General features: G+C 37.3%; 28 protein-coding genes and 2 pseudogenes. 26 read left to right on the top strand and 4 right to left on the bottom strand.

Annotated features, from left to right (window positions below; translation table 11 throughout):
• Positions 1 to 21 precede the first annotated feature (21 nt).
• Positions 22 to 315 carry a hypothetical protein gene (locus tag J7I80_RS23610; RefSeq protein ID WP_214736193.1) on the bottom strand — a complete coding sequence of 98 codons (294 nt, stop codon included), beginning with the start codon at positions 313 to 315 and terminating at the stop codon, positions 22 to 24.
• 168 nt (positions 316 to 483) lie between these two features.
• Here J7I80_RS23610 and J7I80_RS04500 point away from each other — a divergent pair, with 168 nt between their 5' ends.
• Positions 484 to 855, top strand: a complete 372-nt coding sequence (locus tag J7I80_RS04500) for a hypothetical protein (RefSeq protein WP_214736194.1) — start codon at positions 484 to 486, stop codon at positions 853 to 855.
• Between the two features lie 293 nt (positions 856 to 1,148).
• On the opposite strand, the gene J7I80_RS04505 is transcribed toward J7I80_RS04500, so the two are convergent.
• On the bottom strand, positions 1,149 to 1,289 hold the full coding sequence (locus J7I80_RS04505; RefSeq protein WP_214736195.1) for a hypothetical protein: 141 nt from the start codon (positions 1,287 to 1,289) through the stop codon (positions 1,149 to 1,151).
• A gap of 37 nt (positions 1,290 to 1,326) precedes the next feature.
• The gene (locus J7I80_RS04510; protein WP_214736196.1) at positions 1,327 to 2,430 is read right to left on the bottom strand and encodes a hypothetical protein; all 1,104 of its coding nucleotides are present in this window, start codon (positions 2,428 to 2,430) and stop codon (positions 1,327 to 1,329) included.
• Positions 2,431 to 3,605: 1,175 nt separating this feature from the next.
• Between J7I80_RS04510 and J7I80_RS04515 the strand changes: the two are divergent.
• The 16 genes and pseudogenes from J7I80_RS04515 to ftsZ all read left to right on the top strand — a co-directional run.
• Positions 3,606 to 3,800 (top strand): annotated as a pseudogene (locus tag J7I80_RS04515) (DUF4279 domain-containing protein); the annotation flags it as partial.
• Positions 3,801 to 3,896: 96 nt separating this feature from the next.
• Positions 3,897 to 4,322 carry a GNAT family N-acetyltransferase gene (locus tag J7I80_RS04520; protein ID WP_214736198.1) on the top strand — a complete coding sequence of 142 codons (426 nt, stop codon included), beginning with the start codon at positions 3,897 to 3,899 and terminating at the stop codon, positions 4,320 to 4,322.
• Positions 4,323 to 4,492: 170 nt separating this feature from the next.
• Complete coding sequence (locus tag J7I80_RS04525) at positions 4,493 to 5,305, top strand: alpha/beta hydrolase family protein (RefSeq protein WP_214736199.1); 813 nt, start codon at positions 4,493 to 4,495, stop codon at positions 5,303 to 5,305.
• A 137-nt stretch (positions 5,306 to 5,442) separates the two neighbouring features.
• Complete coding sequence (locus J7I80_RS04530; protein WP_214736200.1) at positions 5,443 to 5,997, top strand: GNAT family N-acetyltransferase; 555 nt, start codon at positions 5,443 to 5,445, stop codon at positions 5,995 to 5,997.
• 208 nt (positions 5,998 to 6,205) lie between these two features.
• A pseudogene (locus J7I80_RS23710) lies at positions 6,206 to 6,394 on the top strand (PspC domain-containing protein).
• A gap of 46 nt (positions 6,395 to 6,440) precedes the next feature.
• Positions 6,441 to 6,782, top strand: coding sequence for a hypothetical protein (locus J7I80_RS04540; RefSeq protein WP_214736201.1), 342 nt, complete (start codon positions 6,441 to 6,443; stop codon positions 6,780 to 6,782).
• Between the two features lie 555 nt (positions 6,783 to 7,337).
• A complete protein-coding gene (locus J7I80_RS04545; RefSeq protein WP_214736202.1) occupies positions 7,338 to 7,934 on the top strand; it encodes a protein kinase in 597 nt (198 codons plus the stop codon).
• Between the two features lie 383 nt (positions 7,935 to 8,317).
• Positions 8,318 to 8,761 carry a GrpB family protein gene (locus J7I80_RS04550; RefSeq protein ID WP_251027596.1) on the top strand — a complete coding sequence of 148 codons (444 nt, stop codon included), beginning with the start codon at positions 8,318 to 8,320 and terminating at the stop codon, positions 8,759 to 8,761.
• Between the two features lie 104 nt (positions 8,762 to 8,865).
• Positions 8,866 to 9,324 (top strand): GyrI-like domain-containing protein, encoded by a 459-nt coding sequence (locus tag J7I80_RS04555; protein WP_214736203.1) that lies wholly within the window; start codon positions 8,866 to 8,868, stop codon positions 9,322 to 9,324.
• Positions 9,325 to 9,525: 201 nt separating this feature from the next.
• Positions 9,526 to 11,133 carry a putative polysaccharide biosynthesis protein gene (locus J7I80_RS04560; RefSeq protein ID WP_214736204.1) on the top strand — a complete coding sequence of 536 codons (1,608 nt, stop codon included), beginning with the start codon at positions 9,526 to 9,528 and terminating at the stop codon, positions 11,131 to 11,133.
• An 81-nt stretch (positions 11,134 to 11,214) separates the two neighbouring features.
• Positions 11,215 to 13,206, top strand: a complete 1,992-nt coding sequence (locus J7I80_RS04565) for a S9 family peptidase (protein ID WP_214736205.1) — start codon at positions 11,215 to 11,217, stop codon at positions 13,204 to 13,206.
• A 116-nt stretch (positions 13,207 to 13,322) separates the two neighbouring features.
• The gene (locus tag J7I80_RS04570; protein ID WP_214736206.1) at positions 13,323 to 13,544 is read left to right on the top strand and encodes a hypothetical protein; all 222 of its coding nucleotides are present in this window, start codon (positions 13,323 to 13,325) and stop codon (positions 13,542 to 13,544) included.
• Between the two features lie 159 nt (positions 13,545 to 13,703).
• Entirely contained in the window at positions 13,704 to 14,384 is a 681-nt protein-coding gene (locus J7I80_RS04575) for an HAD family hydrolase (RefSeq protein WP_214736207.1), read from the top strand.
• A gap of 62 nt (positions 14,385 to 14,446) precedes the next feature.
• Positions 14,447 to 14,626, top strand: a complete 180-nt coding sequence (locus J7I80_RS04580) for a hypothetical protein (RefSeq protein WP_214736208.1) — start codon at positions 14,447 to 14,449, stop codon at positions 14,624 to 14,626.
• A gap of 293 nt (positions 14,627 to 14,919) precedes the next feature.
• Positions 14,920 to 15,345 (top strand): hypothetical protein, encoded by a 426-nt coding sequence (locus J7I80_RS04585; protein WP_214736209.1) that lies wholly within the window; start codon positions 14,920 to 14,922, stop codon positions 15,343 to 15,345.
• Between the two features lie 451 nt (positions 15,346 to 15,796).
• Positions 15,797 to 17,023 carry a cell division protein FtsZ gene (gene ftsZ, locus J7I80_RS04590; RefSeq protein ID WP_214736210.1) on the top strand — a complete coding sequence of 409 codons (1,227 nt, stop codon included), beginning with the start codon at positions 15,797 to 15,799 and terminating at the stop codon, positions 17,021 to 17,023.
• 252 nt (positions 17,024 to 17,275) lie between these two features.
• Here ftsZ and ggt read toward each other — a convergent pair whose 3' ends face one another.
• A complete protein-coding gene (gene ggt / locus J7I80_RS04595) occupies positions 17,276 to 19,048 on the bottom strand; it encodes a gamma-glutamyltransferase (protein WP_214736211.1) in 1,773 nt (590 codons plus the stop codon).
• Positions 19,049 to 19,345: 297 nt separating this feature from the next.
• Between ggt and J7I80_RS04600 the strand changes: the two genes are divergently transcribed.
• The 9 genes from J7I80_RS04600 (at position 19,346) to J7I80_RS04640 (ending at position 24,928) form a co-directional block, all read left to right on the top strand.
• On the top strand, positions 19,346 to 19,732 hold the full coding sequence (locus tag J7I80_RS04600) for a DUF4440 domain-containing protein (protein WP_214736212.1): 387 nt from the start codon (positions 19,346 to 19,348) through the stop codon (positions 19,730 to 19,732).
• Between the two features lie 69 nt (positions 19,733 to 19,801).
• A complete protein-coding gene (paiA, locus tag J7I80_RS04605) occupies positions 19,802 to 20,323 on the top strand; it encodes a spermidine/spermine N(1)-acetyltransferase (protein ID WP_214736213.1) in 522 nt (173 codons plus the stop codon).
• Between the two features lie 650 nt (positions 20,324 to 20,973).
• On the top strand, positions 20,974 to 22,107 hold the full coding sequence (locus tag J7I80_RS04610; RefSeq protein WP_251027598.1) for a M14 family zinc carboxypeptidase: 1,134 nt from the start codon (positions 20,974 to 20,976) through the stop codon (positions 22,105 to 22,107).
• Between the two features lie 165 nt (positions 22,108 to 22,272).
• Positions 22,273 to 22,824, top strand: coding sequence for a GNAT family N-acetyltransferase (locus J7I80_RS04615; RefSeq protein ID WP_214736214.1), 552 nt, complete (start codon positions 22,273 to 22,275; stop codon positions 22,822 to 22,824).
• Between the two features lie 68 nt (positions 22,825 to 22,892).
• Positions 22,893 to 23,078 (top strand): DUF4177 domain-containing protein, encoded by a 186-nt coding sequence (locus J7I80_RS04620; protein ID WP_214736215.1) that lies wholly within the window; start codon positions 22,893 to 22,895, stop codon positions 23,076 to 23,078.
• Positions 23,079 to 23,200: 122 nt separating this feature from the next.
• Positions 23,201 to 23,404, top strand: coding sequence for a hypothetical protein (locus J7I80_RS04625; RefSeq protein WP_214736216.1), 204 nt, complete (start codon positions 23,201 to 23,203; stop codon positions 23,402 to 23,404).
• A gap of 93 nt (positions 23,405 to 23,497) precedes the next feature.
• On the top strand, positions 23,498 to 23,884 hold the full coding sequence (locus J7I80_RS04630; protein ID WP_214736217.1) for a hypothetical protein: 387 nt from the start codon (positions 23,498 to 23,500) through the stop codon (positions 23,882 to 23,884).
• Positions 23,885 to 23,925: 41 nt separating this feature from the next.
• On the top strand, positions 23,926 to 24,177 hold the full coding sequence (locus J7I80_RS04635; RefSeq protein ID WP_214736218.1) for a hypothetical protein: 252 nt from the start codon (positions 23,926 to 23,928) through the stop codon (positions 24,175 to 24,177).
• Between the two features lie 124 nt (positions 24,178 to 24,301).
• Positions 24,302 to 24,928: a histidine phosphatase family protein gene (locus tag J7I80_RS04640; RefSeq protein ID WP_214736305.1), complete on the top strand. Its 627-nt coding sequence runs from the start codon at positions 24,302 to 24,304 to the stop codon at positions 24,926 to 24,928.
• The last annotated feature ends 73 nt before the right edge of the window (positions 24,929 to 25,001 follow it).

Raw genomic sequence — 25,001 nt, forward strand, 5'->3', positions numbered from 1 at the left:
TAAACTCAAGGGTGCATTGATTCACACAGGATTGACCCACTCTTTTTTGTTGAACTCCTTATTGAATAAACGAAGCAGTAATGTTGAATAAATATTTGGATAATTTTGTTGTAATATCAATAAAAGAGTTTTTAAAAGGAGCTGTACAATGGAGGTAATCATAGCAAGTATATTTTCAGCAATAATAATTTTTATTACTGTCTTTAGTCTAAATAAAGTATTTTTTACCGCATATAAAAGGAGAGAAATTTCCTTTAGTAAATTTGTTGTATTTGCTGCTTCTTCTATTGTAATAGGATTACTAGTTGCTATCACTTTACCCTTAGGATTTCAAAAAATAATGGACTACATTTACTAAATTGCTAATGAAGTCATATCAATTTAAAGATTGCGAAGGAATTCACTTAAACAAACGAAGCAGTAATGTTCAATAAGGTTATCTTAAACTTATGTTAAAGTAAATTGTTGCAAGGAGGGAAAGTTTTGAAAAAGAAATTAGCAATTATACTAAGTCTAATATTTATTTTAATAGGTTGTTCATCTGAGGAAGAAATAGTTGTAAATCAATTTAAGTCTGAAGTTGAAGGAAAATACAGTATTGTGGTTTTTGATGACAAAATGACTTCTGAAGAATACCAACGTAGTATCAATAATGACTTAATTGATGCGAACAAATTATGGGAAAAAATTCTTTCTTTATCGTATATTATTTTAGATGAAGAATCTTCACATGATTATGATTATAAAGAAGCATTATCCTTAAATGAGTTCCCCGAAATTGTAGTTTTTGATATTAAAGGGATAGTTCTTCAAACAAATAAAGTTGAGAAATTGCGTGGGTATTTACTTGATTAAAATAAAAATGCTTATTTAAGTAACGGGTGCGTTGATCCAGGAAGGATTAAGCATCTTTTTTGTTGAATTCCTTATTGAACTATAGATGCAGTTTAATGCAATAAGGCATAAAAGTAATTTTATATTCTTATTTGTATATACTGCAAAATCATGAAATTCTATGTATTGAAAAGGCTCGTTAGCCGAATAAGAGTAACCTATTATTTTGAAGATTCTTATGTGGTTCTAAAGGCTGTTCGATGGTGGATGGTTTCAAAGCGGGGTAGGCAAAAAGCCATTACACCCGCTTCATTTTATTTATTCGCAATAACTTCAAGTAAATCAGCGATTTGGGCAAGCCACCATGCAATTGAACCTGTCGTAAGTATTAAACCTAGCAGGAATAATGTCCTCCAAGTTTCGTCCCGCTCAGGCTTATTTTTTGGGGGTTTCAAAAAGACGCCTCCTTTTTATGATGATACATTTATATTATCATCTATCAGGGATATAAGCAGTAACAACTCCAGTTTGACCATAATCAGCATCCATCATCAATACATGACTCATTTCAATAGCAAGTTTTCCAGCTGTATTACCTACCCTTAATCCTGGTTTTGTTACAAAAGGATTTGGTGACAGAAGCGGCTCCACAGAGCTCCAGGTCCAGCGTCCATATTTATTGGCAATAGAGGACCTGTCATTTGTTGTAACCACGGCTCCAAGATCAAAACTCCAACTAATACCTGAAGGTCCTCCTCCACTTAAAGAAACCGGTATTTTACCACCCCAATCGTCAAGTGGTCCGTAGGAGAAAATTTTCTGTGATGAGTAACTGACATCATATCTTGTTGTCATATAATCAATGCTGCCTCCGATCGCCCAGGTCTTTTCTTCCCATGAATTGAAGGCTTTTATATCCCAAACAGAACCTGTGACACCATTAATGTTAGCAGCTGTTGCCTTCCTATCAAAATGGGTGCTCGAGGAATATATACCTGTACCCATATCCCAGCTATAGGATTTGTAATAACCTCCTGTGGGTTCAGAAACAACATATTGTGGCTGGGTTTTGTCTATATACTTAATATCGTCATCTAGCACGTAATCATCTTCAGACTCTTCACATGGATTATCTACAACTTCATTGCCGTTTTCGTCTATTGACAATATCGGCTCACATGCAGACCCATCCAGTGTGCCTGGGTCTGTCGGCTCAGTTATGCCTGGCTCATCATTTGTAGGCGGATAGGTGGGGTCGGCAACGATTGACTGGCTTGAAAGAGTTCCTGCAGCTTCTTCATTTGTTTCATCAATTTTCAGACTTTTGATATATTCTTTGTCACTCTTCCGGATTTCTTTTGTTTTTGTAATGGCATCTTTCTTGGCATTTTTTATTGCGTCTTCAGGAACTTCTCCAAAATAGTAGGACTCATACAGACCGCCATTCAATTTGAATCTATAAATAGCAACAAGTGGATCACCGCCTTGCTGAATATCAGTTTCAAGGGCTTCACCGTTATTGTGTATCAGCTCAGGTTTCTGAGGAACTACGAAAGCTTCGTCTGACTGGCCTTTCCAGTATTTCTGCTGTTTCAAAACAATACCTTCGCTTGCTAATTCCAGATCTACAGTGAGTGCATTAGTTGAAGCAACTTGATTTGGGATGCATTTACATGAAAGTTCGGAGCAATCGAGGCTGTACCAAGCATAATACTAGCTGCAATTGTAAGAATTCCAATCTTACGAAAACCACCTGACTTTTTCATTATCCATTCCCCTTTAATATTTTTTAATGATTAAAAAATTTAGAACAGTACGTATCTCCCTTCTACATCAATATCACCTCCTTTAAAATTCAAAAATTATAAATATTTGTAAAAAATATAGTGAAATCATAGCATGTCTTTTGATGGTTTAATATTGGGAAAATATCAAAGACAAAAGTAAAGCAACCGGCTTATGCCAGCTGCTTCTGCATGCGATTGGCTTTCAATTTCATCAGGTGTTCACTAAAATTTTTTGAAGTCAGGGGATTACTGACAGACCTCTAATTTAGAATTAGCCAGGGTCGCTTACTTTTCAAGCGATTCAATAAGGTCTTCTTCATAGCTGTCAGACATGAGATAGTTCATAATGAAAATGTTGGGAAAATGAATTTTCGTTCCTGTCTAGTATGCCGCTTCGCAGTTATAGAACTGTCGGTTCTAAGGTAAATAGACATACATCAACGTGGCAAATGGTGAAAAAGCAAACCCCTTCTACTTGTTAAAGTAAAGAAGCAGGTTTACTTATATAGGAATAATGGGAAAAGTTAGGTTAAAATATTTTGGATGGTGAAAATATGACTCTTAATTGGGGAAGTTTCCTTCTTGTCATACTGATGCTTATTCAGATAATCATTTTTACTTATACTGCCTACAAGTATCCATTATATAAAACAGTTATGTGGTTTGCCGCCATAGTTACTTTTCTAATATACGGAGGGATTATTTTAATGATTATACTTACAAACCTGAATTTACTGGAATCCTCCTTCAATATGAGTGATGATTCGATTATCAGGGTAGAATTACACCATACTTTGTGAAACATTCTACTTAAATATAAGGGTGCGTTAGTTTAATAAGAGTATGAATTCAGAGCAAAAGGATCAGATTGAAATCTGACCCTTTTTTGTATTGTTATTTGTAGTGCTAATTCGTTTACTAAAACCAGTGTTAATTAACCTACAAATTAACGTTTTCTCCCCCTCAATCGAACGGGTTAATATCATTCTAAAATCCCTCGAAAGGAAATCGGACCAATTAATATTTCTCCAAGATAAATATGGTTTAGAGTATCTTTTTATGGTAGTAATTCAAATTGAAAATAATGAATCACCCGCAATGTATTTAAAGAAAGACATCATAGATTTTGCAAGTTTAATTCAAGCGGAGATCCATTTTGACGTATATATAGTTAGTTGATAACCGTTTTTGAGTCGATTGCCTTATTAAAAGAAGCAGTTGATTAAGAAAAAGGTATGGAAACATTTATTTAGCGACTCCTCGGGAGGAGAAATTATGATCATAACTCAACAATGGAATCAAGAAGATAGTGAATACATTCGAAGGAAGGTAATTGAACATAACCTTTCTAAGCTTCCTGATGATGTAAAACATCCAGTTAAGTATATTAGCTTTATTCTTAAGGATGAAGGTGGAGAAATATTAGGTGGCATAACAGGAACAATTTTTTGGTATAACCTACATATTGATTATCTATGGGTGGATGAATCAATTAGGGGTAATGGATATGGGGTAGAGTTATTAAATCGTATAGAAGAAATAGCTAGAGAAAACAGGTGCAAACTAATTCAACTAGATACGTTTAGCTTTCAAGCCCCTAAATTCTATCAAAAAAATGGTTATGAGACAGTCGGTGTAATTGAAGAATATCCAAACAAAGGAAATCAGCAGTATTACTTAAAAAAGAAATTAACTTATTAAAAAGCCTGATTTTCACTAACGGTCAAGTGTTCTGGTTATCGCAAGAACAAATTGCGTTGTTAATGAACATTAACTTAAATAAGTAACGTTAAGCATGCCACTCTTCATGAAGGAAGTGTGCTTTTATATAGAAAAATACAAATATCATGTTTTTGAAGGGGTAATCTTTAATGTCCAATAAATTCAATATCTTTTATGGGGAACATCAATCACAATTTGGTGTATTACGTTTGCCTGAAAGTTCAGATCCATGCCCAGTAATAGTCCTAATTCATGGGGGGTTTTGGCAATCCAAATATAACTTAGAAGAGAATACCCCAATTGCTGAGGATTTAACTCGACGTGGTTATGCAACTTGGAATATCGAATATAGAAGAATTGGTGAAGAACTAGAAGGATGGAATAGCATTTTCAATGATGTAATTGACGCTATTAACCATTTGTCTATTATTAAAGAGTCATATCATATTGACCTTTCAAATGTAACTGTTATAGGTCATTCAGCTGGAGGCCATTTAGCCCTTTGGATAGCCTCAAGAATTAACGCGTCGAAAAACGATGGTGTATTTCATGAACTTTCTATACCTATTAAAAAAGTATTAAGTTTGGCAGGGGTCACAGACTTACAAAACATGTGGGAAATCCACGAACAAAAGGGAATAAAAAGTCCTGTAGCTGCACTATTAGGTGAGGCACCACATGAATACCCTAAACGCTATAAAATGTCTTCTCCAATAGAGTTATTACCATTTGAAGTCGATCAAGTGTTGATACACGGTGAGTTGGATCGTCATGTTCCTGTTGAATTAAGTAAGAATTATTACCAAAGCGCTTTAGAAAAAGGAGATAAGGTGAAGTTAGTTGTTTTACCTGATATAGAACATTTTAAGGTCATTGACCCAACTTCTTCAGCATGGGGCATAGTTGTTGAATCAATTTTAGCAAACGTTGTGCAAATAGTAGAAAAGAAGAGCAAGTTATAGAGGGAGTATCTAAAATAAATAAAGGATTTTTTTAAAGAGATTACTGGTGCGTTGATCCATGAAGGATTGACGCCCTTTTTGTTGAACTTAAAATAGGTTAACGATTTACTTCAACGGAAATATTGTGAGGTGTTAAAATGACTGGAATCACTCCTGTCGAAACTGAAAGGTTAGTCCTTAGAGAACTTGCTGAAGATGATTTTGAAGATATTTATGAATTTAAGTCAGATCCCCAAGTCGTTAAATACTTAACTTGGGGGCCAAATAGTAGGGATCAAACATTGCATAGTCTTAGAAAGCAAATTGCTTTTCAAAAAGAGAAAAACAGACAAATATATGTTTTAGCGGTTGAAATGAAAAGTACTAAAAAAGTCATCGGAAATGCTTTGTTTACGGTAAGGGATCATGATTTTAAAACAGCAGAAATCGGTTATTTTATTAACACAAACTACTGGAAACAAGGGTATGGGATAGAAATTGTCAACGGTTTATTATACTTAGGGTTTAATATTTTTGATGTCCATAGGATATATGCCGTCTGTGATGTGGAAAATGCTGGCTCAGTCAAGCTTTTGAGCAAAATAGGTTTCCGACAAGAAGGCCATTTTATAAAAAATCTAAAGGTAAAAGGTCAATGGAGGGATCACTATCTATTCGCTATGTTAAGTGAAGAATTCGTCAACCGAAAATGAAGTATGAATATCCAAAGAAGTTGGCTGCCTGATGGCAGTTTTTTTGTTTATATGGGGCATCATTCCAGTAAGTAAACTTAATTTCGTACTGATTCCAGGAGGACTAACGGCACTTTTAACAAATGCTACCATCATGTTAACTATGTATATTGGTTATTTATGGTATTATTTAATTTAGATAGGCTCCGATATATGAGGGGGAATTGAAGTGAAAAATAAGTTAAAAAAGTCTTCAACAGATAAGTCTATAAGTGGTGTTTGTGGAGGTTTAGCTGAGTAGTTTGGCATATCTTCTTTGGCGGTAAGGCTCATATTTGTTTTGTTACCTGGCGCTAATATACTAATCTATTTAATTCTTGTTAATGCGATGGATGATAATCCTCCGTCGTTATATTAAACGATCGGGTGAATTACTTGAATAAATTTTTGAAAGGGATTTTTCTTTGAAGAAATTGAAATCAGTACTGATACTTTTGATTAGCTTAGTAGTAGGTATATTACTTTATCATGATGCTCGAACTTTGGATCTTGATCGATCTGATTTACCTGTCAATGATCAATTGGCGATTACAATCTCTCAGCGTTACATTGCTGGCTTTTGGACACACCCAGTTAAGCTGCATTTAACACCTTACGAGAGTAAGAATGTGAAAGAAACAGCTGAAACTTATGTTGTGAATATTATCGATGAAAGGGATACAGCCAATTGTAAGGGATATCGGATAGTTGTTGAGAAGGATACTGGAAAAGTTATAGATAAAGAAGAGGCGGATTATTGCCAATAAAAGCAATAATATTTTCAACAAATTGGAGCGTTAATCCTGCAATAATTTGCGGCCTGTAAATGTTAATTCCAAGCGAATCATTAGCATACAAATATGATAGAAATCCTTCTGGAGGTGCTTTAGAAGTGAGATTCTTTATAAAAAAGTTGGTAGTTCTAACATTAATTCTGTTTATATCGTGCATTTTTGTTGTCTCTACTGTTTTCTTTGACGGAAAAATGATAAATACATATGAAGAGTTGGAAGAAAGTTTCCCAATGGCTATAAGCTTTCCGATAGAATTTGTAGAACTAACATGGGTGAAAATTGACCCGCCTCTGCCTTATTTTTATGGAATAAGTTGTTGTGGATCAACTTGGTATTTTGATAAATTTCTCTTGTCGGTGTTAATAGTGTTTCTCTTTTTATCGTTAATATATTTAGTTTCCTATTTTGTAATAGTAAATGGTAAAAGTAAAAATCCCTTGGAGTAACGCCTGTTACCAGGATGCCTCTAGAGAAGAAAGATGAATTTTTAATTTAATACTCTATAAGAAGGAGGCGGTGTTAACTACAATGCTAAAGCAAATAATTCAAAACTGGAAGATGTACTGTAAGAACGAAAATTTTGCAGGGATAGGTTCGACACGGAAAGTATATAGAGTTGCAGATTATGTAATAAAAGTTCATTTGCATCCTCTTGGATTTAAACAATCGCTTAATGAATTAGAAATTTATACTTCCATGGTGGATAAAGGTTTTGATCCGTTACTCGCTCCGACATATTACGTTGATGAATTTATTTCTTTACAGAAATACTTCAGACCTTTAGATCTAAAGGATAATCAAACCTATGAGATAAAGGTACAAGAACATGAACATTTAATTCCAAATTTATACGAAGAAGTATTGGCCATTTTAGACAAAGACTTCGACTGTTTTGATTTAAAAGACAGTAGTAACTACGGGTTGAACAAAGATGGGAAACTTGTCTTTACTGATTATGGAATGAACAAGAGTTTATATGAAAAGGAGTGGGTTCCTTTAGCCGAAGAAGGTATTCTTCCGCAAATACACTATGACTTTTGCAACGTATGTGGAATTGAAAAGGAACTAAGGATGTACGGGGGAAATGACAAAGATAATCGCTGTTATGAATGCGGTAAGGAGTAGGGAAAATATTAGTTAACCTGAATTCCAATAATACATGTATTTTACAATAGTGCTTAGTGCAATTAGGGTAGGTTGATCCAAGATTGCCCCCCTTTTTTTTAAAAGGAGGAATGATTAAAAAGTTTGTCGAACTTCTGGTTAAGGAAAAATATAGGAGGTTATTATGGCGGACTTTAAAAATATTAAAAATTGCCTCCAGAGTAGTCATTCCTAGTCTATTTGTAGAACAAAAAAGAAAACCGTGCTGCCATTTAGGGTGGCATTTTTGTTACTGAGTAAACGGAGCAGCATTTACAACACATATTGAATTGGAGGCGATTAACACAGATAAGGTCAATTTCATTCATCATAGTGCCGTAGGCGAAAAGGCTGAGGAAACATTTTTGATACACAAAACCTTTATCGCAAACCTACTCCCCGAAGCATATGTCCAACACGTAGGCAGTTCAGCTGTTCCAAACAGCATTACTAAAGGTGACTTAGATATACAGGTTCGAGTTAAAGCTCATCATTTCCCCAAAGCAGTTCAAGAACTTACGAAATTATATGAGATTAATGAAGGCAGTACAAAAAGTCAATCTTTCCGAGCATTTAAAGATGATTCTGTGGATCCACCTTTAGGGGTACAACTGACCGTTATAGGCTCTGAATATGATTTCTTTTGGAAATCCCGTGATATTTTGAAAATGAATGATCATTACAGGAAAGAGTATGACGAGTTAAAAAGGAAATATGAAGGGAGAGATATGGAGCTTTACCGAAAAGCCAAGAATGAGTTTTTCGAGAGACTAATGGAATCTCCTGAATACCAAAAGTTAGATAGGTAACCTGAACAAGGTCAGGAAAGACAAAAAAAAGACATGCAAGGTATGGTCAATCTTAATATACTAGACCCTAAGATTGCTCAGTAACTATTTAATTGGGGGTTTCTATGAAATTTAAGGAAGTTATAAAAAATTCATTTGTTCTAGTAGGTTATAGTGCTGCGGGCAAGTGGGATGGTGAAATGGTGTATCCAATTCCGCGATTATGGGAGAGGGCAAACAAATTCATCGATAGCAGTATAAAAGAAATAGTGGGGGTATGTTTACCTCCAAGAAGTGACCATTACTTTTATACTTGTGGGATTGAAATTGAATCTGTTAATTACTACAAAATAGAAAAGGGAATGACCTTACATACCTTTCCGGAACAAAAATATGTTGTATTTACACATGTAGGTCCTTCCAAGAAAATTCCAAACACTTATTGGGATTTATGGAGAGTCTTTGATGAGGAAGGGTATACGATAAAAGTGGGCATGCCTGAAATTGAAATTGTGAAAGTTAATATGATTGGAAAAGAAGAAAGCGAAGAATATGAGATGGAAATATGGGTTCCTGTTCAATGAAACTTCGGATAAATCCAATTAGTTGATGTGAATAAATATTAAATTGTTGAGTGCGCTGATCTTGGGAGGATTAGCGCACTTTTGTTTAGTTGCTAGCTAATGAAACTTGAATGGATAAATATGTTAATATAGAGTTAATAAGAGAATCAGCGCAATGGGAAAGAATTGCTAAACATAGTTGTGATTAATAGAGGTGTTTCAGTGGAGAGCAAATTTATAAGAGGGACTTTCTTTTTAACGGCAGCCAGCCTGATATCCAAGATTCTGGGCTTTATCTATATCATCCCATTCACGGCTCTCGTTGGAACTCAAGGATATGTTTTATATAAGTATGCCTATGGTCCTTACACGATTCTATTAAGTATTTCAACAATAGGTCTTCCACTTGCCGTTTCTAAAATTGTTTCGAAATATAATGAATTAGGCAATTATAGAGTGGGTTTGACTCTATTAAGATATGGAATGTATTTAATGGTCATAAGTGGTATTATCTCATTTGCTGCTTTGTATTTTTCGGCACCATTCTTAGCAAGTGTACTAATTGGGACTAATGATCAAACAGGTAATTCTGTAGAGGATGTTCAGTATGTAATTCGGCTCGTCAGTTTTGCTTTGTTAATTATTCCAGCAATGAGTATTTTCAGGGGATACTTCCAAGGAAGCCAATCAATGGGTCCTTCGGCATTAAGTACAGTGGTAGAGCAGGTAGTCAGGATTGTCTTTATCTTGGCAGGCGCATATATTACCATCCACATATTTAACCGTTCCGTTACCAATGCTGTAGGGATTGCCACCTTTGCCGCCTTTATCGGTGGGGTAGCAGGATTTTTAGTTTTATTATTCATTTTTTATAAACGAAGAGAATTAATAAAGAAACAAAGAGATATCAGTCCAAATAACAAAGACCTAAAAGTGATCTCAATGTTAAGGGAATTGATTGGATATGCAATTCCATTTGTCATTACAGGACTGGCAATCCCCATCTATCAAAATATTGATACCTTTACCATTAATAAATTGTTTCAGTCTATAGGATACAAGTTAAATGAAGCGGAAACTATTAATTCAGTTATTGGATTAGCGCAAATTCTCGTGATGATACCTGTGTCATTGGCTACAGCATTCGGCATGTCTTTGATACCGGGTATAACCTCAGATTTTATTGGAGAAAGAATACTAGAAGTGCGGAATAAGATTTCTGAAACCATCCAAATAATTGTGTTCTTTACTCTTCCAGCTGCTATGGGCCTATGTATTCTCGGCAATCCAATTTATATCATGATTTTTGGGGTTGAAAACAGTCCTGAGCTAGGCGGGAATCTTTTGCAATGGTACTCTTTAGCCGCAGTATTTTTTGCTATGTTTACAGTAACAGCTGCTATTATGCAAGGAATAAATGAACAAAAGAAATTAATCATAGGAATCCTTTTGGGAGTTTTTTTGAAGATCGTTTTAAACTATATACTCGTACCATATTTTAAGGAAGCAAGCCCGATTTTAGCGACTTACTTTGGCTTTATGATCTCTATTCTATTCAACATTTTCATCATTAAGAAAGCAATTCAATTGAAGTTATCACCTTTACTTAAAACCTTAAAGGGAATTTTCTTATTAGTTTTGACGATGTCAATGGCTGTCTGGTGTGTAAAGCTTTTTTCAGAACTATGGTTGCCAAAAGGTTTGAGTATATATTCTCGTGCTGCAGTAACTTCAATCATCTCCATTTCTACGGGGGTATTCGTTTATTTAGGTATAGGCTACAAGCTAAATTTAGTAAAGAGATTTTCACTGAGAAGTAAGAATAAATAGTAATGCAAATAGCCAGTTAAAATTCTATATAGCTATCATCCAAGTCTTGGACAATAGCAATAAAGATTAGGAGATTTATTAATGACAATGAATGAAAAATCATATCTTACAATAGAAGAGCTTATTTCATTACCAACCTTATCAGGCATAAACATAAGTGAAGATGGCAAAAACGTCGCCTTTGTCAAAAATACAGCTGACTGGGAAGGTAATAAATATAGGAATCACATATGGATATATGAAAAAAGTCAGGGGAAATGTTACGCATTAACAACCAACGGTTTAGAGGGTACATCGCCATTATGGTCACCAGACTCTAGACATATTGCATACCTTAGTTCAGTCGGTGATGGGTATGAGAAGAAAGATCAAATCTTTGTTGAGTCATTAGATGGCTTAGGAGGAGTTCAAATAACTGATGATAAAGAAGGAGTAAGTAGATTCAAATGGGATCCTGCTGGCAAGGGTTTTTATTATGTTGCGCAGTCAAACGAATCCGAGGAAGTCAAGAAACGCACGGAGATATATGGAGACTTCCAACATGTAGGCAAGGAATACCAGAACCATTGTTTATATTACATTGAAATAAAAAATACATATGAGGGTCCAGAAGATTCTAGTTATGCTGGTAAGGTTAATGTAAAAACCGTTCCGCATCAACTGACTGACGGCAAGGATTTTCATATCTATGAATTTGATATTTCTAACGATGGACAAAAGGTTGTGTTTATGGCTGCACCAAGCCCGTCTGGTGAAGATGAGCAGAATTTAGACCTATATATACTAGATATGAAAACTGGCGGGCTGCAAAAGATGAATGTTGATAAACTATTGGGTACGAGTGTTTGCATTTCTCCTGAAGGCAACAAAATATGCTACTCAGCAAGCATAAGGGAGAAAAGTTATTATAAGACGCACATAGGAGACAGTACACTATACATACATGATATTAATAGCGGAGAGGTCATTCAGCCTTTAAAAGATTTTGATAGTACGGTTATTCCATTACGGTGGACAGCTAAAGGGATTTTAATTAAGTGCCAGAATAAAACTAATTATCTTATTGGGTTATTATCTGAGAATGGCACTGTGGAAATGTTAAGCGAAAAAGCTGATGGTTTTATATTGGAAGCATCCATAACAAAGGATGGAAATCATCTATCCTATAGCAAGGCTGCAGCAAATGAAACCTTTGAAATCTATTTAGATGAAAAAAAGATAACGAATGAAAATAGCTTTTTCAAAGGAAAGCTTAAAAGTAACAGGGAAATCATCTCATGGAAAAGCAGTGATGATCTTGTAATAGAAGGGGTTTTATCTACGCCGGCAGACTTCGATCCTAATAAAAAATATCCTTTATTGGTACTTATCCATGGCGGTCCAAATTGGGCATCTTTCCCGATCCATTCAGGCTGCTTCAATGAAAAATATCCTGTTGAGCAATTTATTGAAAAGGGCTTTATCGTTTTAGAACCAAACTATAAAGGAAGTTCAGGATATGGGAGTGAATTTTTAAAAGCAAACTATAGAAATCTGGGAATTGGTGACTACCAGGATGTCATATCCGGGGTAGACAGACTTGTTGACATGGGTATTGCAGATAAGGACCGAGCAGGGGTAATGGGGTGGAGCCAAGGTGGATATATATCAGCCTTCTGTTCTACATATAGTGATAGATTTAGGGCAGTTTCAGTCGGTGGAGGAATTACAAATTGGAGTAACCATTATGTAAATACAGACACACCTAATGTTATTAAGATGTACCTAGGAAATAACCCATGGAATGATCCAGAGATATATAGGAAAACTTCACCAATGACATATATTAAATCAGCCCGCACTCCCACTTTAATCCAGCATGGCGAAATGGATGCGAGAGTTCCAAACTCAAATGCAAATGAGCTATATCAAGGACTAAGGGATATGGATGTGGATACAGAATTAATCATATTTAAAGGTATGGCATATAGTTCTGACCAGCCAGGAATGAATGTGGCTATTATGAAGCAAAATTTGATATGGTTTTCGCACTATATTCTTGGAGAGAGGATGGAAGGTCTTAGAGTTTTGTGATTAGGCAATGGATATCCCAAAAGGATACAAAAGGATGAAACTACGAGAATACTCAAGAAGGTTATTTAGGGAACGAATAAATACTAATAAGATAATTTGGTGAGAGGAGTTAACAGATGAATCCAAGATACAACAGGTTTTATATACCTTTGGCCATTTTTTCAATTATTGTATTGATATTACATAAAATAGGACCGTTTTCTGGTCAATTAAGACTTGTCGGCTTTGCTCTTTTCACTATTCTATGTGTTGCTTTGGTCACTGAAAATAGAAGATCAAAAGGGAAAGCATTAGCTGCTATTTTTTATTTTCTTTTTGGACTTGTTATCCTAATTTAAAGTTAATTAGATCATAAGGTTGGTTTAAATGATCTCCTTGTCTTACAAACCGGTGCTTTGATCCCATAAGGATTCAGGCACCTTTTTGTTGAATTCTTTATCAACAAATGAAGCGATAATGTTTAAGAAGGAAAATTATTACATAGTGTAGAAAAGGTAATGTATTGGAAAAAGAAAGAGGATGTGGTTGTTATTAAAGCAGTTATTTTTGACTTTGATGGTACACTTGCTGATACATTACCGGTGTGTTTCATGGCATTTGAATCTGTGTTTATGAAATTTGATAATCGAGAGGTTACATCGGAGGAAATTAAGGCAATGTTCGGACCCTCAGAGACTGGCATTATCCGTGAAAACCTTAAAAATAATAAGTATGACGAAGCTATTGAGTTATATTATGAAATATATAAGGAACGACATAAAAATTTCGTTCAGAATAATGAGGACATAAACGCTTTACTTAGCCTGTTAAAAACAAAGGGGTATAAACTTGGGATAGTAACGGGAAAAGCAAGAAGAAGTCTCGACATATCTTTAGAGTGTCTTGGGTTACATAACTTCTTTGATATAATCATAACGGGCGATGACGTAGAGTTTCCAAAACCTCACCCAGAGGGAATTTTAAAAGCAATGGAATATCTAAACGTTTTCCCCAATGAGGCTGTTTTCCTTGGAGATAGCGACGCTGATATTATGGCTGGTAAACAAGCGAATGTACTTACAATTGGAGTACATTGGCTGCCAAATTATCAGACAATCGATTTCAAGGTCCAACCAGATGAAGTTTATAGGAGTATCAATGATTTCATAACTTCCTTTTCGGTAAAAAAGGTTAAGTGAGTTTAAGTTTGACTAGCTGCCTAATCAGGCAAATTTAATGCTTCAAGGGTTGAGGGGGACTTATGAAATTCTTTAACAAAGTAAGTGATTACTTTGGTTTAACAAAACTTAAAGAGAGATTATATTATGAAGATAATGATGGCCTTTCAGAAGCAGACAGGGAATATATAAATCGTATTAAGGGACAAAACCCTTTTGGCATCATATCAATGTTTATAGGTGGGGTATCTTTTGCCTTTTGACCAATTTATGTTGCTTTTCCCATTATAACCATCATCTTTTGTTTCTTAACTTATGGAACTTTTGATAGAGAAAAAGAAGATAATCCATGGACATTCATTATAGGTTTTTGTTTGGCTTTAATTGGCTTGTTTATGTATTTAGGTGGCGTAGTCCATGAGCTAATAGTATAAAAACTGCCTTACAGTATTAGCTGTGAAAATCCCGTAGAGATTACAGCTTCGTGGACCTTGTTATTGTTCATAAGGGGGGCAGTACAAGAAAGGTTTTCCTTTAAAAGGTGGGGGTGAAAATTTTGAGGAGATATTTGTATGGTTCTTTGTTATTAATATTCATTGCCGTCATTTTTTTTAATCTTTATAAATATCGCGCGCAAAATTTAGCTGATTTAGTAGATATAAACCGTGTTGAGAAAATTTATATTGTACTTGGGGATAATCGGCCTGAGACATTTGAACTTATAAAAGCAGAAGATGAAACAATTAATAGACTCTCAGACTTTCTTAGTCAATATCGGGTAAGACTTACGACAAAAGGGGGCTGGAGTTCAGATCATCCGAGTGAACGGTTTGAACTATTCCTTGGTTATAAAGATGGAGACTTAGGTTTGTATATCTTTGAACGGGATGTTGTTGCAGGGGGAGGAATTCATAAGGTATTGAATCCTCCTCTGGATTATAGAGAGATAGAGAAACTTGAACAAGACATTAATTCTAAGTAATTTCTAAATAATTCTTGTTAATAAAGAAGAGCAGCATTCCTCAAAAAAATGAAAATAAAAATGCATGTAAAATACATTAACGATTCAGTAAGAATACTTAAATAAATGTCCATCCCCTTGGTAAATATGGGTTTGGGCATTTTTATTTATACCATTTTTTTCTGAAAAAAAATTAACTCCTTACTGTTGTAATCCATATTAAGGTGAAGATGCAGGATTATTCAATTAGAACCATAATTCCAAATAAAGAATAAGTGTTTTCTAGGTGTTGGGATTAATGAAGGGGAGAGTAATCCTGGTACATAAGATTCTTGAACTACTTAATTATTACTGTAGAATTACAGTTCTTTAACAATTCGCAGAAAAAGACGGAATTGCCGAGCCGGTGGCGAATTGTATAGGTACAGAGAAAAATAGGGGGCAATTCAGAAGCTAATTAGGGGGACTACATATGCTAGAATTTGACACTAATATCGATCAATTTGCCACTATAAAAGTAATTGGGGTTGGCGGAGGCGGAAATAATGCCGTGAACCGGATGATAGAGGATGGCGTGCAGGGGGTGGAGTTCATTTCTGTGAATACCGATGCGCAGGCTCTCAATATGTCAAAAGCGGAGGTCACGATGCAAATTGGCGGTTCGCTGACCAGGGGCCTGGGGGCCGGAGCCAATCCTGAAATCGGCAAAAAGGCTGTCGAGGAAAGCAGGAATCAGATCAGGGATGTCTTGCAAGGTGCGGACATGGTATTCGTAACGGCCGGAATGGGCGGCGGAACCGGGACCGGAGCTGCGCCGGAGATTGCCCATATTGCACGCGAACTTGGCGCACTTACAATTGGAGTAGTGACTCGTCCGTTCACTTTTGAAGGGCGCAAGCGGGCACAAAATGCGGCAGCCGGAATTGAAGAGATGAAGAAAGCCGTTAATACCTTAATCATCATCCCAAACGAGCGATTGCTGGAAATCGTCGACAAGAAAACACCAATGCTTGAAGCCTTCCGTGAGGCGGACAATGTCCTCAGGCAGGGTGTCCAGGGCATTTCCGACTTGATCGCCGTGCCAGGGTTGATTAACCTGGATTTTGCTGACGTGAAAACGATTATGTCGCATAATGGAACGGCGCTTATGGGCATCGGAGTGGCTTCAGGCGATGACCGTGCTGCCGAAGCTGCCAAAAAGGCCATTTCCTCACCGCTGCTTGAAACTAGCATCAATGGCGCGAAAGGAGTGCTGATGAACATCACCGGCGGCGTGAATCTCAGTTTGTATGAAGTCCAGGAAGCGGCCGATATTGTGGCGGCTGCAACAGATGATCAGCTAAACATGATCTTTGGATCGGTCATCAATGAAAACCTGAAAAATGAAATTATGGTGACCGTGATTGCTACCGGCTTCGATCATGATGAGGAGGAAGCTCCGCCATCGAACTCATCCCGACGTCCTGGAAACATGATTGCTAATTCCCGTGAGCAATACCATGCTCAATCGAGACAGCGAGAGCCTGTTGTCTATGCTGAATCGGGGAATTACGGTCTTCCCCAAAACTACGGCCAGTCCGGCCAATACAGCAATCAGCCTGCCTACGATGAGCCAGCGAATTATGAACGGGGTACCCAGCAGCCAGACGACTCGAATGAAATTCCAGCGTTCTTGCGGAAGCGAAGCAGAAGGCGGTAAAACTAGAAAAAAGTAGTTTCCGTTTTGGTAATATGAAAAATATAAGAAACTATGGATTACATTGGATTTGCAATGTAATCCATTTTTTAACTGAACGAAAAAATTTATTAGTGCTGCATGAATTGTATTACAAGAGGAATAAAAATAGACCATCAAATATAATTATATTCAATGGTCTATTTGCCTTGCTTAAATTAAGTTTTTTTACAGGTAAGAGAATCTGTTAGGAAACTCTCGCACTTGTTTTTGGTTCTATTTTCGTTTTCCTTTCAGATCGATACCAATCGCCGCTCCGTTTCGGCTTGAGTCAGCGACTCCTTTGAAGATTCCGTTCTCGCGGTCTATCAGGATGCTCTGTACATTTCCAATCGTGGTTGGATTAGGACCAAATTTATGACCCATGGCATTCAGTTGGCTTAGCGTATCAGCGCTAATGCCGTCTTCATAACGGTAGGAATTTAGATTATTTGTGTAGATTCTAGGCTCCTCAACTGCTTCCTTGAGTTCCATATCGTACTCAATCGCATGGATAATGGTTTGCAGTACTGAGGTTATGATTGTTGGGCCTCCAGGAGAGCCAACAGTTAAGACTGGTTCATCTTCGTTATCAAAAACGATTGTCGGTGTCATGCTGCTCAATGGACGTTTGCTTGGCTGCACTTCATTCGCGCCGCCAGGGACTGCATCGAAGTCGGTCAATTCATTGTTCAGCATGAATCCATAACCAGGCACCATGATGCCCGTTCCAAAAACCTGTTCAATGGTTGTTGTGTAGGAGACGACATTACCCCATCTGTCTGTTACAGAAAAGTGGGTGGTTTCTCCATATTTCCGATCATTTGGCTGGCTTGCCGGTGCATAGTTAGCTTCGGAATCTTCGTACTTCCACGGGTCGCCAGCTGTCGGATTCTGATTGACTGAATCCAGACTGATCAGTTCCTGGCGCTCTTTGATGTAATCAGGGTGGAGAAGTCCATTCACAGGCACATTGACAAATTCAGGATCCCCAGCGTATGCAGCTCGGTCAGCATAGGCAAGGTGCATAGCTTCGGCGAGAAGGTGGTACTTTTCAGCAGATCTAACATCATATTGCGACAGATTGAAATCGTCAAGTATTTTCAGCATCTGCAAGAGGAAGACTCCGCCTGAGCTTGGTGGTGGCATGCTGGCAATTTCATAGCCTTGATAGTCTCCCCAAACCGGCTCATCCACTGTTACATCATACTTTTTCAAGTCCTCTGGAGTCATTGAACCTCCGAATTCCTGGACAACGTCTGCAACCGCATCGGCGATTTCTCCTTTATAGAATGCGTCCGCACCTTGTGAGCGGATCAGCTTAAAGGTTTTAGCTAAATCGTCCTGAACAAGAACATCTCCCTCTTGAAGCGGCTCTCCACCAGGCAGGAAGACCTCGCTTGCTGCAGATCGTGATAACTTGTCCTGATTATCTGCAATCGCATCTGCCAGGACCGAATCAATTGGGAAACCCTTGTCAGCGAGTTTGACGGCCGGCCCAATCAGCTGTTGCAGCGGGCGAGTTCCCCACATGTCAAGCGCTGTTTCGAGGCCTTTCAGTGTACCAGGCACTCCAACTGCTGTACCGCCTGCTGACCGAATGGAGAAAGGAATTGGATTTCCGTTCTCATCCAGGAACATCTCTGGTGTCGCGCCTTCAGGAGCACGTTCACGACTGTTCACAATCTTGGTTTCCTTTGTTTTTCCGTCATAAACCATCATGAAACCGCCGCCGCCGATTCCTGACATCATGGGCTCCACTACATTTAGTGCAAACTGGATCGCAACAGCAGCATCAATCGCATTTCCGCCTTTGCGAAGAACCTCGGCACCAATCTCGGATGCGAGAGGATGTGCTGTTGCAACCATACCATCTTTTCCAACATCAACCTGGCTGTACTGGTCATAGCTGAACTGCGGTTTTTTTGCCAGTCCCGATGCAGGCATGGTACCGGCGAGCAACAGAACACTAAGCAGAGCAAACAGCCCGACCCGAAAGAATCTTTTCATGTGAATCCCTCCTGTTTAATTTTGGAATCATCCTAATGGTAGGGGAAAAGGGAGATTGATAGCAAATAATTAGCTGAATTTTCTTAATTTTAAATCTTTCTTCCTAACTGTATTGGAAGATGCAGTAAAAAAGGCTGTAGAATGAGTCGGGACTAAAGAATGATAGGGATTGAATTTCAACTGACTCTATCTCGATCTAATAGTGAGTTCCTTATTATCTAATTGTCTAATAAAAAGGAATGTGTAAGACCTAAATGGAATAAATATACAAGCGGGTTTTATATAGGAGGCAAACTTATGCTAAATGAAGCAATTAAAGCAGTTGAGGAGTACCGTTCTGTTTTAAACACCAATAATGTGAATGAAGTGAACAAATGGATATCAAATGAGTTTGTTGGATATTTCGGGTATTACAATGACCGGGAATACGAGGTTTATAATGGGGACTCTTATAAAAGGTCAAATATTGAAACATTTGAGTCATATAAAGGGCAAAATCCTCAATGGCAGTATACAGATTTAACTCGCAATCTTCGGTCGGAAAATGAAATTATTTTTTCGTCCATTGTCGATTTTTATTTATCAGGCAAAAAAGTAGCAAGTGCATTGGCTATTGAAATATTTAAAAAAGAACAGGGAGTTTGGAAGTTATATAGACAGCATATGGAGAGATATTCTTCTTAATGGTACTATTCAAAGGAATGTTGTTTACTAATTCAGTTAAAGGATTGTGTAAAGGAGCTAAAAATCTAAATGACAATAAACTTAAAAAGGTGCACTCTTGAGGATTTGCAAACACTTCAAGAAATTAGTATGGATACCTTTAATGAGACCTTTAAGGATCAAAATTCTCCTGAGAATATGAGTGCCTATTTGGAGAAGGCATTTAACTTAGAACAACTGGAACGCGAGCTATCTAATCCTTCATCACAATTCTTTTTCGTATATTCCTATGATGAAGTTGGTGGATATTTAAAGGTTAATACCAAGGATGCTCAAACTGAAGAGATGGGTAATGACGCTCTTGAAATTGAGAGGATTTATGTGAAAAATACATTTCAAAAGCAAGGTCTTGGCAAGTATCTTTTTAATAGGGCAATGGAAATAGCTATGGACAGCGGTAAAAAGAAAATCTGGCTCGGTGTATGGGAAAAGAATGAAAATGCCATCGCTTTTTACAAAAAGTTGGGGTTTGTCCAAACTGGAGAGCATTCTTTTTTCATGGGGGATGAAGAACAAACAGACTTGATCATGATTAAGACACTGAATGATTAAGTTCATTATCGTTCAACGCAGTGTTAAATTAATAAATAATAATTACAATAAGCCGACCATATGCTGGGTTTTATTCAACCTAGCATATGAGCGGCTTTTTTTCTTTATTTTTGGCTCTGTTAAAGCCCGATGTTGTTTAAAGCCCTGTTGATTGCAGTGGAATGTGCGAAGACTCCTCCGAAAATGCTAACGCATTTCCATCGTGCGTGGGCAGATTCGAGGAAGCACAATCAATGTCCTGCGGGATGAGCAAGTCATGGGGAGACCCGCAGGCACATAAAGCGCCGAGGATGCACCCGACTGCAAGGAAGAATTTGATCTTTGAAAAAGCCGGCAGTAGGGCTTTTTCATAATTCTTCCCCGCGGAAAGCGAAGCGCCAGGAACGAAAATCAACAGCCAAGTTTAACAGAGCCTATTTTTAAGGAAACATAGAAATTAGCAAGTTGGGTTCTACATATAAACTATGGTCTTTTAATTATTAGTAGGTCTAAAGACCAAAAAGAGCTTGTCTTATATTGTCTAAATATTCATTCTTTTTACACTATTAATATAGTACTAACATAAACTATTATTTATTTAGCGTCCCGAAAGGTATATAAAGGAGGGGAGATATAAAGGGGGCGACAACTTTGACGGAGGGGTTACATAGATGGAATCGTTAAAAAGATTAATGAAGATTACCTCGGCTGTTTTGATACTGATGCTTGCATTCAGCTCGGCATCATTTGCCGCGTTACAGCCTGGCGGGCCATCCACGAACGGCAAAACGAACATTAACAGCACCTTATCTTACCAGGAAGTTGTCAAGATCCTTGAAGACATCGAGAGAACGAGCAAAGGAAAGGTTGATGTTTTTACACTCGACCAGTATGGGAAATCAGAGCAGGGCAGAAGCATTTATGTCGCAAAAGTTGGGACAGGCCCTCAGAAAATTTGGATTCAAGCGCAAATCCACGGTAATGAGAAACTGGTTACCGAAGCAGCACTCCAGCTTTTAAAGACTTACGCGCAGAGCGGGGAGAAGGATGTTGAGAAGGTTCTTGAAGAGTCTACACTTTATTTCATCCCAATGTACAATCCGGATGGAGCAGAAATGAACATCCGTCATACCAAGCTGACGGGTAGCGGTACATTGATCGACTTAAACCGAGATTGGACTGCAGAGGGTTTTGAAGCAGTCGAATCCCAAGTGGTCTATGCCTACTGGGCGGACGTAAACCCTGATTTTGCTATTGACCTACATCACCAGGGGCTGAAACAAGTTTATGGCACGAACGAATCCACGTCTTTCTCGCTTGGAATCTCACTTGCTCCAGATGGTCCAACGTTGCCTGGTACTGGATATAATAAGATTACCAAGCAGATGATGGCGTATGTCTATGATGAGTTGAAAGATTACGGTTATACCCACATTGACCGTTACCAGGTCGCTGTGGATAGAAAAGCAGGAATCGGCTATGATATTGATATCAGGGGCGGTGTTGTTTCAGCGATGATGATGGGGCTGAATTACAACAATCTGAATCCAGAAGGCCATAGCCATCCAGCAGTATTTTTCGAAACAAAAGGGAACTCTTCTGATGGAAGCCTTGGCCAAAAGTCAAATGGCTACCTGACAAAGCAGAATTACCTAGCATTGAAATCATTGGTACACGGATATGTAACCGGTGAAGTCGAAAAAGTGAACCCAGATGACTGGTATAACATCCCGTATTATCCTCTGGCTGGATATTTTACAGATTATAATGGGATCGTACCTGCAGGAGCAGATAGCGGGTATTAAAATCTTTTTAAGAGAGTGTCGTAAAAGGCATTCTCTTTTTTATGGATTTTTCATGAAGCGAAGTTTTATGGAATAATTGGTATTTTTAGCAATAAAATAGCAGAAAAACATTTATAATAGATTCACAGAGTTTATTTTATGGTTAATTGTATAGGGGGAAGTTGAATGGCAACAACGGTAATGCCAAAGGTAGTTTTAAGAGACCTAACTTTACAGGATGCAGAGGATCGGTATAACTGGTGTCTGGATAAAGAAGTAACGAAACATTTGAATATGCCAGAGAAATATCCTCCCTTCAGCATGGAAGAGACAGAAACATGGATAAAAATGTGTATGACTAAAACAAATGGATATGAACAAAAAGCAATCATGACCGAAGAGGGTAAACACATCGGCTGGATTGATTTAAAGAATATCGATAAGTTAAACAAGCATGCAGAGTTAGGTATTGCGATAGGCGATAAAAGTTACTGGGGTAAAGGGTATGGCTTATACGCGATGAACGAAATGCTATTATGGGGATTTAAAGAATTGGAGTTAAATAAGATATGGCTTAGGGTGGAGATAGATAATGAGAAAGCTATTAAATCTTATAAAAAAATGGGATACATTGAAGAAGGAATCCTGAGAGAAGACAGACTCAGAAACGGTGAATTTGTCGATCGGTTACGATTGAGCATTCTTAAAAATGAATTTTACAGCAAAGTGGGTATTTAGCTTAAGAATCTTGAAACGTTTTTAGCAATGAATCGTAATTAAAAATACTAGACTTGGAGGTGTCATGAATGTACGAATATCAATTTGTAGAAACTTCACTCGGAGGATTTTTCTCTTCGCCAACACAAAGGGAAACGATTAGCGAGTATGCGGCTGAGGGCTGGAGATTGGTACAAGTTTTGCCTTTAGAATACAATGGCCACGGAAAACCTACTTCTTATGAGATCATCTTTGAAAGACCGGTTCAGGATTAGTCTTGAAATCAGATGATTACTCAAATACATAAAATGCATAAGCAATTGGCGTATGCCATTCTGATAGCTTAGAAGGTTCTCACCCTATCATGTCGGAATAGCAGAAACCTAAGGAGTTTGGTTTGAATATGGTTAATGGGTCGAAAGAAACTTCCAGCAGCAAGAAGATAAGAATTGTGATCGCTTTAATAAGCAGTTTCACTTTGTTTATTTGGGGAGTTTATGCATTATTTGTTGGGAGTACCAACTCGCCATTTGTTCCAACCTTGCTGGGAATTGGCGGTTTTATAGGGCTCATTGGTGCAATTGTTGAACTTAAAAAATGAATGTTGCTGATCTGTGGTTCGTGTAAGCAGAAGAGGTTTACACACTATTTTGTTAAATTCCATAAGTTTAAATGATTCTAGGGAGATATTGATATGGGTCTAATGCAAAAAAAACCATTTAAAGACCGGCGGGAATTATTCTTAATGATTTCAGTTCTTGGTCTGGAAGCTTACTACATTCTTTTCTTTACACCTAAAGATTCGCTTGAATTATATCAAGCTATTTCGTTTGCGGATGGTTTTGAAGAAGCTCAAAAGGTAATGCTGAAGGGGTACGAGGGCAATTTTAAAGAAGAAGACTTTGAATTCATTAACAGGCTTGATACTTCTGCTGATAGAATTAGCCAATTTACACTGTTTGAATACGATGAAAAGACCTATTTGGTGATGACTACACCTGGAACTGAAAGGTTAAAAGTACTGGCCGTTGAAGAGTTACCGGAAGAGATCAGAGAATATTTTCTTGAGATGGCACCATAAATCTATTATAAGGGGTATCGATACAGGTGGAAGGATTAATAATGAAAAGCAAATTAGGCGGGTTTTCAACTATATTATTTTTTGTAGGGATCGTGTTATATGGTCTTGTACTTTCAGGTTTTGATAGTTTTTTAATAGGTGCAGTTATTGTCTCAGCAGCTGGGATTATTATGGCATCGTTTGCTGAAAAAGGTGTATATAAAAAGATTGGTTTATTCGGTAATAGCATTATCTTAGTTATTACAATTGTTATTCCTTTCATGGTTACTACACTCTTTTGGAATGAACCTTAAAAGCTTTGGACAGATATAAATAGGTTGTGGATCCTGGAAGGTTAGTGCTTTTTTAATAGTATGGAGGATTTTTTCGAAAATAATAGAATTAATCTAGAGAGAGTACATATTAGGAGAACTTTTGATGATAAAACTTTACATTACAAGGCACGGAGAAACTATCTGGAATACTGAAAAAAGAATGCAAGGATGGCTGGATTCGAACCTGACGGAAAACGGCAAAAAAAATGCAGAGTTTTTAGGCGAGTGGTTAAAGGACAATGAATTTGAAGCGATATATTCGAGTCCTAGTGGAAGAACAAAGACTACAACTGAACTAGTAAAAGGCCAGCGAAATATACCTGTTATTTTCGATGACCATCTCAGGGAAATGAACCTGGGAATTTGGGAAGGTCAAACGATGGATTCAATTAGAGAAACTAACCCGATAGAAATTGATCATTTTTGGAATGCGCCAGAACTTTTTGTTCCAGTTGGCGGAGAAACCTTTATTGACGTTAGAAAAAGAGCGTTAAAGATCCTGGGAAGAATTAAAAACAACCACTTAACAGGAAACATCCTGATCGTTACTCATTCGGTCATGATAAAAACCTTATTTTCCATCTTCAATCATTCACCTATTGAAAAATTATGGGATCCGCCTTTTATACATGACACTAGCCTTACAATTGTTGAAATTAAGGATGATGAATATAAGATCGTTTTGGAAGGAGATATTTCTCATAAATCTCCTATCCTTTTAAACCAATAAGATACAATTTTTCCAGCTGCCTTCAAGGTGGCTTTTTCTTCGATAATCGGTGAGTTTAGAAAGGTAATAAAAC

Origin of the sequence: Bacillus sp. ISL-41 (assembly GCF_018613235.1) — a bacterium.
In the GTDB taxonomy this organism is placed as follows: domain Bacteria; phylum Bacillota; class Bacilli; order Bacillales; family Cytobacillaceae; genus Mesobacillus.

Excerpts from the sequence above, each read along its gene's own strand:
- J7I80_RS04520 (WP_214736198.1), top strand. The coding sequence starts at position 3,897 with ATGATCATAACTCAACAATGGAATCAAGAAGATAGTGAATACATTCGA.
- J7I80_RS04525 (WP_214736199.1), top strand. The coding sequence starts at position 4,493 with ATGTCCAATAAATTCAATATCTTTTATGGGGAACATCAATCACAATTT.
- J7I80_RS04530 (WP_214736200.1), top strand. The coding sequence starts at position 5,443 with ATGACTGGAATCACTCCTGTCGAAACTGAAAGGTTAGTCCTTAGAGAA.
- J7I80_RS04545 (WP_214736202.1), top strand. The coding sequence starts at position 7,338 with ATGCTAAAGCAAATAATTCAAAACTGGAAGATGTACTGTAAGAACGAA.
- J7I80_RS04555 (WP_214736203.1), top strand. The coding sequence starts at position 8,866 with ATGAAATTTAAGGAAGTTATAAAAAATTCATTTGTTCTAGTAGGTTAT.
- J7I80_RS04565 (WP_214736205.1), top strand. The coding sequence starts at position 11,215 with ATGACAATGAATGAAAAATCATATCTTACAATAGAAGAGCTTATTTCA.
- J7I80_RS04570 (WP_214736206.1), top strand. The coding sequence starts at position 13,323 with ATGAATCCAAGATACAACAGGTTTTATATACCTTTGGCCATTTTTTCA.
- J7I80_RS04575 (WP_214736207.1), top strand. The coding sequence starts at position 13,704 with ATGTATTGGAAAAAGAAAGAGGATGTGGTTGTTATTAAAGCAGTTATT.
- J7I80_RS04580 (WP_214736208.1), top strand. The coding sequence starts at position 14,447 with ATGAAATTCTTTAACAAAGTAAGTGATTACTTTGGTTTAACAAAACTT.
- ftsZ (WP_214736210.1), top strand. The coding sequence starts at position 15,797 with ATGCTAGAATTTGACACTAATATCGATCAATTTGCCACTATAAAAGTA.
- ggt (WP_214736211.1), bottom strand. The coding sequence starts at position 19,048 with ATGAAAAGATTCTTTCGGGTCGGGCTGTTTGCTCTGCTTAGTGTTCTG.
- J7I80_RS04600 (WP_214736212.1), top strand. The coding sequence starts at position 19,346 with ATGCTAAATGAAGCAATTAAAGCAGTTGAGGAGTACCGTTCTGTTTTA.
- paiA (WP_214736213.1), top strand. The coding sequence starts at position 19,802 with ATGACAATAAACTTAAAAAGGTGCACTCTTGAGGATTTGCAAACACTT.
- J7I80_RS04610 (WP_251027598.1), top strand. The coding sequence starts at position 20,974 with ATGGAATCGTTAAAAAGATTAATGAAGATTACCTCGGCTGTTTTGATA.
- J7I80_RS04615 (WP_214736214.1), top strand. The coding sequence starts at position 22,273 with ATGGCAACAACGGTAATGCCAAAGGTAGTTTTAAGAGACCTAACTTTA.
- J7I80_RS04620 (WP_214736215.1), top strand. The coding sequence starts at position 22,893 with ATGTACGAATATCAATTTGTAGAAACTTCACTCGGAGGATTTTTCTCT.
- J7I80_RS04630 (WP_214736217.1), top strand. The coding sequence starts at position 23,498 with ATGGGTCTAATGCAAAAAAAACCATTTAAAGACCGGCGGGAATTATTC.
- J7I80_RS04635 (WP_214736218.1), top strand. The coding sequence starts at position 23,926 with ATGAAAAGCAAATTAGGCGGGTTTTCAACTATATTATTTTTTGTAGGG.
- J7I80_RS04640 (WP_214736305.1), top strand. The coding sequence starts at position 24,302 with ATGATAAAACTTTACATTACAAGGCACGGAGAAACTATCTGGAATACT.